Below are 6,567 nucleotides of genomic sequence, written 5' to 3'. Positions count from 1 at the left end.
GACTGAAGAAGGCCGGGAAACCCAACAAGGTCGTCCTCGTCGCCGTCATGCGAAAGCTCATCGTGCTCGCAAATACCCTCATCACTAAAAACCGTATCTGGACACCAAATCCACCTTGACACCAAACACAGCCCCTCATCCGCCTGCCGGCACCTTCTCCCCGAGGGGAGAAGAGGATATGGCGTGACCTCTCCGTTCCTCGCGCCCTCTTGCAAGGCGCGTCCCCCTTTCCCGCAAGCGGGGATCCGAAGAACAAGCCCGAGCATGGTGAGGTTGGCGACTCTGTCAGCCACCTGTCACAACCTAATAAGGCAGCGTGCGGCTCACCTCGCGGCCGAAGCCGCGGATTTCGATGCGGTCGGCTTGGACCTCGACGATCGCGAAGGCGTTTTTCGTCTCCGTGTCGACCACGCCCTTGAAATTGACGAAGTGACAGGCGCTGACCAAGCCGTAGTTGCCGGCGTGGTCGTGGCCGTTGAGATAGGCGACGACATTGCTGCTGGAGGCGAGCAACTCGACGATGCGCTCGCTGTCCCACATGCCGTGCTCGCTGGGCGGATGCACCGGATAGTGATTCATGACGATCACCTTCTCGCCGGCCTCGGCCGCTTTTGCGATTTCATCGCCAAGCCAGGCGAATTGTTCGTCGCTCAGCGCGGCATTCCAGCGATGGGCGTTCCTGGCACCCTTGGCCTGCAGCTCCGCCAGCATCTCTCCGGCCAGCGCGCGATGAGGATGGCCTTCGGGCGGCGCGAAGATGCTGACCTCATTGCCGTCGAGCACGATGAAGCGCCAGCCGTGGCGCGAGAAGCTGTAATAGGGCGCCGGCATGCCGAGACGCGCGGCGACGTCGGAGAGATGGCCCGGAGAGACCGAGAAATCATGATTGCCGAGCAGGAAGAGCGTCTCGTGCCTGAGCTTCTCATAGACCGGCAGGATATCGTCGAAGCTTGAAAAGCTGCGGTCGATGACATCGCCGAGCGTCATCACGAAGCTCAGCTCCTCGCCATTGAAGACCTCGATCGCCTGGGCGACCTTGGCGAGGCTGTTGGCGTAATAGCGGTCTATCGCCACGTGCGGCGCGATCGCCGCATATTGCGGGTCGGCGATGATGCCGAAGCGGAACAGGGGAGAAGCAGAGGAAGACATGGGGCGTGATTAGGAGCGGCCGATGACAGGGCTGTGACGACTTCGCGTGAAAACAAAACACCCGGCGCTTTGGGCGCGCCGGGTGCCGAGTTCGAAGATGCGGACGACATCGTCCGCCATGGCGGCGAGTCTGGTACCGCTTACTTCGTGGCTGCTTCGTAGCGTTCCAGGACGTAGTCCCAGTTGATCAGGCTATCGACGAAGGCCTCGAGATATTTCGGGCGGGCGTTGCGATAGTCGATGTAGTAGGAGTGTTCCCAGACGTCGACGCCGAGGATCGGGGTGGCGCCGTGAACGAGCGGGTTTTCGCCGTTCGGGGTCTTGGAGATTTCGAGCTTGCCGTTCTTGACGGAAACCCAGGCCCAGCCGGAGCCGAACTGGGTGGCGCCGGCAGTGGCGAAATCGGCCTTGAACTTGTCGTAGCCGCCGAGATCGGAGGTAAAGGCCGCTTCGAGCTTGCCCGGCAGCTTGTTGCCGCCGCCGCCCTTCTTCATCCACTTCCAAAAATGGATGTGGTTGTAGTGCTGGGCGGCGTTGTTGAAGAGGCCGGCATTGGTGCCGAAGGACTTCTTGACGACGTCTTCGAGCGAGAGGTCCGAAAGACCGGCTTCGGCGGCGAGCTTGTTGCCGTTGTCGACATAGGCCTTGTGGTGCTTGTCGTGGTGGAACTCCAGCGTTTCCTTCGACATGAAGGGAGCAAGCGCTTCGTAATCATAGGGAAGTTCAGGCAATTCGAAAGCCATGTCAGATCTCCTCTTGGCAATAGATTGCGTCTCGGCAGGTGAGGCGGAACATAGGAGGGGAAAGGGGGAGAGGCAACCGGCGAATTATCAAAAAATGACCGGCCGGAGGAAAATTTGCCTCAGTTGCACGGTTGGAGTCGTGCGTAGAAATCGCCTGGGCAAATCAATGGGAATACCCGCCCCGAAAACCACTTTGCCTGTTATGGAGATCAACGGAGACCCGATATGAACAGGAATATAATCCAGCTTCTCACTGCCGCCGTACTGCTTTGCCTGRCAGGTGCGGCGCATGCCTCCTCCGATGACGCCTGGAAGCAGCTCGCCGCTGACGTCGAGGCCAAATGCAAGAAGGCAGCGGTCACGATCGAGAAGCCCAGCGCCACCGTCGATCCCTTCGGCAGCTCGCATTACGGGCTCGCCCTGGTGACAGGCAAGCCGAAAGGCGCCAAGGGGCTGATTGCCCAGATCTGCGTCTACGACAAGCAAAAGAAGACCGTCGAGATCGGCAGCGAGCTGGACGCCAAGACGCTTGGTCTCATGCCGGCAAAATAGGCCGCTATGAGGTTACTTACCGTGCTGGTTTGTGCCTTGCGTCACATTTCTGGGGAACCGAAGCCTACGCTCAGGAGTTGAAAGCCTGGGCTTTAGGGAGGTGCCGGCATGTCAGAGCTTCGCAGCAGGGCGGAAGATCAGCAGAAAATCTATCAGCGTTGGGCACCGGTCTATGACCGGGTGTATCGCGGCATCCTGCGTGATGGCCACCGCAAGCTTGCAGCCCTCGCCGCCGCGGCCGGCACCGATATCCTGGAGATCGGCGTCGGCACCGGCCTGACGCTCGGGCATTACCCGCGCCACTGCCGGGTAAGCGGCATCGACATTTCAGAACACATGATCGCGCGGGCGCGCGAAAAGGCGAGACGCGAGAAGCTGCAGCATGTGCAGGCGCTTGATGTGATGGATGCCCATGCGCTCACCTTTGCCGACCGGTCTTTCGATGCGGTCTGCCTGCCCTTCGTCATCACGCTGATCCCCGAGCCCGAACGCGCGCTCGACGAATGCGCGAGAGTGCTCAGGCCGGGCGGCGAGATCATCCTTGCCAGCAAGCTTGGCGACGGCGCCGGTCTGCAGGGCGCGATCGAAACGGCGGTGGCGCCGCTGGTGCGTCACATCGGCTGGTCCTCCGCCTTCCGTATTCACCGCATCGTCGCCTGGGCCGAGCGCCGCGGTGATTTCGCTCCTGCCGATATCCTGCCGGTCTTTCCGAACGGCTTCTTCAAGATTATCCGGCTGAAGCAGCACGGACTTGCCGCCTGAGACTGGAAAGTTTTTCCCCGCGTCGCTTCTTCTGATGCTACCGTTTGTCTGAGGGGACTGCATGACATCGGATTTCTTCGTCTTCATCGTCGTGGGTTTCTGCGCACAGATCGTCGACGGCGCGCTGGGCATGGCCTTCGGCGTGCTGTCCACGACGAGCCTTCTTGCCTTCGGGGTGCCGGCGGCCAATGCCAGCGCCATGACGCATGTGGCGGAAATGTTCACGACCGCCGCGTCGGGCCTTTCGCATGCCTATCATCGCAACGTCGACTGGCGCCTGGTGGCGCGGCTTGCACCGGCCGGCATGATCGGCGGCGCAATCGGCGCCTATCTGCTGGCCAATATCGACGGCAAGGTGATCGAGCCCTTCGTCTCGGCCTATCTGATCGCGATCGGACTGGTGATCCTCTACAAGGCCTTTCGGCCGCCGCCGAAGCGGGATGTCCGTGACTGGATGGTGCCGCCCGTCGGGTTCTGCGGCGGCGTGCTCGATGCGATCGGCGGCGGCGGATGGGGACCGATCGTCACCAGTTCGCTCGTCAGCCGCGGCCATGACCTGAAGCGGGTGATCGGCTCGACCAACTTCACCGAATTCGCCGTGACACTGACGATTTCCCTGACCTTCATGCTGACGCTTGGCTGGTCGGAGCTCAATTCGGCGATCGGCCTGATCATCGGCGGCGTCATCGCTGCCCCCTTCGGCGCGATCCTCGTCAAGCGGCTGCCGGTGCGGCCGCTGATGGTGGCGGTGTCGATGATCATCATCGGCACTTCGGCGATGCGGATCCTGTGAAGACCACCTCGGCCGGGATTACAGAGTCCGGCCGAAATAGACATCCACGGATGCGATCTTGTCGCCGCGGAAGCGAAGGCTCTCTATGTTGCGGAAGCTGCCGCCATCCCGTTTTTCGGCACGGTAGCGGACGACCGCCTCGTCGCCGTCGATCGCCAGGAATTCGATGTCAAAACCGCGGAAGACCGGCTCCTTTGGCCAGCAGCGCTCGAAATAAGTCGCCCGGTCCATGTGGTCGTCACGCGGACTGGAGAAGGTGAAATCCTCCGTCAGCATGGCGCCGACGATATCCTTGCGGTCGTCGAGATAGGCGGCGTAGAGATGACGGACGGACTGTTCTCGGGATGTGCGCATGTCGCTCATGGCAATGTCCTCGGATTAACCGATTGCATCATGCAATCGGTATTGTTGTAGCACTTTTGCCCGAGAGGGTCCAGATTGCGGCTCTCATTTCCAAAGACAGGTCACCGATGCGAAAGCGCCGCCTTGAAGGATGGGCCATAGCGCGGTTATATCAGCGCGTGCCCGCCCTGGAACCGCGAGCGCATGCACCGCTACGGCCTATGCGCTCGACCTCGAAAAGCTCGATCTTCAGGACAGATTCACCCGCGCCGATCTCCTCGTCGCGGCAAAGGGCACATCGTTTCATCAGGCGCGGCGGAACCCGCGCTACACGATCAATGCCGAGGCACAGGAATGACCGATACGCAATGGGACGCCGCCAGCGCCAAGCCGGGCTCGATCTACTGGAAGCGCAATCTCACCATCTCGCTGATCGGCTCCTTCACCACCATCGTGGCGATGACGCTGCTGCTTCCGTTTCTGCCGCTCTATGTCGAGGAACTCGGCGTCAGCGACCATGCAGCGATCGTGCAATGGTCGGGCATTGCCTATGGCGCCACCTTCTTTGCCGCGGCTCTCGTCGCGCCGCTCTGGGGCCGGCTCGGCGATATTTACGGCCGCAAGCTGATGCTGGTGCGCGCCAGCCTCGGCATGACGCTGGCGATCTCGCTGATGGGCATGGCCGGCAATGTCTGGCAACTGGTGGCGCTGCGCCTCTTCGTCGGGCTTGCCGGCGGTTATGCCTCCGGCTCGATGGTGCTGGTGGCGACGCAGACGCCGAAGGACCGTTCGGCCTGGGCGCTCGGCGTGCTCTCCTCCGGCATCATGGCCGGCAATCTCGTCGGGCCGCTGATCGGCGGGGCGCTGCCGCCGATCATCGGCATCCGCGGCACGTTTCTCGCTGCCGGCGGCATGATCTTCCTCGCCTTCCTCGCCACGACCTTGTTGATCAAGGAAGAGAAATCGCCGGCCCGCAAGCAGGCGGCCAAGGCCAGCGGCGGCTGGAAATCCATTGCCGACAAGCGGCCCGTCATCGCGATGCTGGCGACGGGCATGCTGCTGATGTTCGCCAATATGTCGATCGAGCCGATCATCACCGTCTATGTCGCGCAGCTCGTGCCCGTCGAATCCCAGGTGACGATGATATCGGGCATCGTCATGTCGGCGGCTGCCCTCGGCAGCATTCTCTCGGCCTCATGGCTCGGCAAGCTCGCCGACAGGATCGGCCACTGGCCAGTGATTGCAGGCGCGCTCGCCGTCGCCGGGCTGCTGCTGATCCCGCAGGCCTTCGTCACCAGTTCCTGGCAGTTGATCATCCTGCGTTTCCTGATGGGTGTGGCGCTCGGCGGGCTGCTGCCCTGCATCGCCGCGGTCATCCGGCACAGCGTGCCGGATAGTGCGGCCGGCAGCATTCTCGGGCTTTCGATTTCCTCACAATATGTCGGCCAGGTGGCCGGCCCCATCCTTGGCGGTTTTGTCGGCGGGCATATCGGCATGCGGGCGGTTTTTCTCGGCACCTCCGTGCTGCTTCTCGCCGGTGCGGCCTATGCCTGGATCGTGCGGCCGAGGGATGGGAAGACTCGGGACTCGACCTAAGGATTACTGGCGCTCCCGCAGATCAGCTCGACGCCTGACCGGGCGATCGCTTCCAGTGTCTCGCGGCTGTCGCCGGCGCGGGCGCGGACGGCGAGCGAATGCATGACGGCGGAGGCGAGCCTTGCAAGCATCTGCGGATCGGCACTTTGAGCAAGCTCGCCCCTTTCCACGCCAAGCCGCATGCGCTTTTCGATCTCGTCGTCGAAATCGTTGAGGCTGCGGCCGAGCACTTCACGGACCCGCTCATGCTGGACCGCCTCGGCCGATGCCGTACCGATCAGCAGACAGCCGCGAGCGGCGGTTTCACCGTGCAGATAGATCGCCAGCGCACCGGCATAGACGCGGGCGATATTGTCGCGCAGCGGCAGTGACGGGTCGAGCGCCTCGGCGAGCGTATTCATGCCGTCCTGCCGATAGCCCTCCAGCGTATCGAGATAGAGATCCTCCTTGTCGCCGAAGGCGCCGTAGAGGCTCGGGCGGTTGAGGTTGGTCGCAGCACTCAGATTGTCGAGCGAGGCGGCGGCAAACCCCCTGTCCCAGAAGACATCCCGCGCCTTGCCGAGCGCCGCTTTGGCGTCGAAAGCCCTCGGGCGGCCGAGCTTCTTCCCGTCTTTCATATTTGTACCGTTT

Annotated in this window: 9 protein-coding genes and 1 pseudogene; 6 read left to right on the top strand and 4 right to left on the bottom strand. The window is 62.3% G+C overall.

All coding sequences use genetic code 11. The annotated features are described in order from the left end of the window. Positions 1-119: pseudogene (locus AC1ECN_RS32505) on the top strand (IS110 family transposase); the annotation flags it as partial. Between the two features lie 184 nt (positions 120-303). Here the strand turns inward: AC1ECN_RS32505 and AC1ECN_RS32500 are convergent. Then, positions 304-1,149, bottom strand: coding sequence for a metallophosphoesterase (locus AC1ECN_RS32500; RefSeq protein WP_477955271.1), 846 nt, complete (start codon positions 1,147-1,149; stop codon positions 304-306). A gap of 140 nt (positions 1,150-1,289) precedes the next feature. Next, a complete protein-coding gene (locus tag AC1ECN_RS32495; RefSeq protein ID WP_003546549.1) occupies positions 1,290-1,892 on the bottom strand; it encodes a superoxide dismutase in 603 nt (200 codons plus the stop codon). A gap of 225 nt (positions 1,893-2,117) precedes the next feature. Here AC1ECN_RS32495 and AC1ECN_RS32490 point away from each other — a divergent pair, with 225 nt between their 5' ends. The 3 genes from AC1ECN_RS32490 (at position 2,118) to AC1ECN_RS32480 (ending at position 3,999) form a co-directional block, all read left to right on the top strand. Continuing rightward, a complete protein-coding gene (locus AC1ECN_RS32490; RefSeq protein ID WP_477955269.1) occupies positions 2,118-2,444 on the top strand; it encodes a hypothetical protein in 327 nt (108 codons plus the stop codon). Between the two features lie 108 nt (positions 2,445-2,552). After that, positions 2,553-3,206, top strand: coding sequence for a class I SAM-dependent methyltransferase (locus tag AC1ECN_RS32485; RefSeq protein ID WP_018070884.1), 654 nt, complete (start codon positions 2,553-2,555; stop codon positions 3,204-3,206). 61 nt (positions 3,207-3,267) lie between these two features. Then, a complete protein-coding gene (locus AC1ECN_RS32480; RefSeq protein WP_018484352.1) occupies positions 3,268-3,999 on the top strand; it encodes a sulfite exporter TauE/SafE family protein in 732 nt (243 codons plus the stop codon). Positions 4,000-4,017: 18 nt separating this feature from the next. On the opposite strand, the gene AC1ECN_RS32475 is transcribed toward AC1ECN_RS32480, so the two are convergent. Next, positions 4,018-4,362, bottom strand: coding sequence for a nuclear transport factor 2 family protein (locus AC1ECN_RS32475; RefSeq protein ID WP_477955267.1), 345 nt, complete (start codon positions 4,360-4,362; stop codon positions 4,018-4,020). A 130-nt stretch (positions 4,363-4,492) separates the two neighbouring features. Between AC1ECN_RS32475 and AC1ECN_RS32470 the strand changes: the two genes are divergently transcribed. Together AC1ECN_RS32470 and AC1ECN_RS32465 are read left to right on the top strand one after the other, a co-directional pair. Then, positions 4,493-4,699 (top strand): hypothetical protein, encoded by a 207-nt coding sequence (locus AC1ECN_RS32470; RefSeq protein ID WP_163862061.1) that lies wholly within the window; start codon positions 4,493-4,495, stop codon positions 4,697-4,699. Next, on the top strand, positions 4,696-5,937 hold the full coding sequence (locus AC1ECN_RS32465) for a multidrug efflux MFS transporter (protein WP_130672251.1): 1,242 nt from the start codon (positions 4,696-4,698) through the stop codon (positions 5,935-5,937). The genes AC1ECN_RS32470 and AC1ECN_RS32465 overlap by 4 nt, the downstream gene beginning before the upstream one ends. Here the strand turns inward: AC1ECN_RS32465 and AC1ECN_RS32460 are convergent. Next, positions 5,934-6,554 (bottom strand): TetR/AcrR family transcriptional regulator, encoded by a 621-nt coding sequence (locus AC1ECN_RS32460; protein WP_130672250.1) that lies wholly within the window; start codon positions 6,552-6,554, stop codon positions 5,934-5,936. The two genes, AC1ECN_RS32465 and AC1ECN_RS32460, sit on opposite strands and share 4 nt — an antisense overlap. Positions 6,555-6,567: the final 13 nt, after the last annotated feature.

It is taken from the genome of Rhizobium sp. 01N447_2 (assembly GCF_056399245.1).
Note: the sequence above shows the minus strand (reverse complement) of the source record. Positions and strands in the feature narration are given on the sequence as shown.